At 69.9% G+C, this 724-nt stretch carries 1 protein-coding gene and 1 pseudogene; both read right to left on the reverse strand.

The annotated features are described in order from the left end of the window. A partial coding sequence (locus RMT89_RS40530; RefSeq protein ID WP_315888756.1) for a beta-ketoacyl synthase N-terminal-like domain-containing protein occupies positions 1–374 on the reverse strand: 374 nt, incomplete at its 3' end. A gap of 27 nt (positions 375–401) precedes the next feature. Further along, positions 402–724: pseudogene (locus tag RMT89_RS40535) on the reverse strand (polyketide synthase); the annotation flags it as partial.

Raw genomic sequence — 724 nt, forward strand, 5'->3', positions numbered from 1 at the left:
AGCGCCTCACGCGGGGAGATCCCGAAGAACTCCGCGTCAAAACCCGCCACATCGTCCAGGAAACCGCCGCGCCGGACGTACGACTTGCCCAGCCTCTCGGGATCCGGGTCGTAGAGGTCCTCGGGCCAGCCGCGGTCAGCGGGAAGCTCGGAAGTGGCGTCGACGCCCGCCGCGACCAGGTCCCACAGCTCCTCCGGAGACCGCACCCCGCCCGGGAAGCGGCAGCCCATCCCGACCACCGCGATTGGCTCGCGGGCCGCCTGGGAGACCTCGCGGGAGGCCTCGGTCAGCAGCTGGTTCTCCCGCTGGAGCCGGTCCCGCTCCTTCAGCGAGACGCGGAGTGCGCGGATGAGTTCCTCGTTCGATGCAGCCATGCTCGTCCCCTGCTTTCAAAGATCGGTTCAGGAATCGGTGCCGAGGGCGATCTGGAGGAGGTCCTCGACGGCCATCCCGTCGATGGCGTCCTCACCCGCCGCGGACGCCGCGCTGCCCGCGGATTCCTCGGCGTCGGGGTCCTCCAACCCCAGCAGGACAAGCAGGGGCTTCATCAGCCCCGCCTCCTTGAGCCGGCTCAGCGGTACGCCCATCAGCGCCCGGCGGATCTCCGCCTCCCCGGCCGCGCCCTGAACCTGTTCCTGCTGTCCCAAGTCGGCTGTGTTGGGGGTGAGTTGGGTGAGGAGGTGGTCGGTGAGGGCGTGGGGGGTGGGGTGGTCGAAGATGGTGG

It is taken from the genome of Streptomyces sp. P17, assembly GCF_032436805.1.
GTDB lineage: Bacteria > Actinomycetota > Actinomycetes > Streptomycetales > Streptomycetaceae > Streptomyces.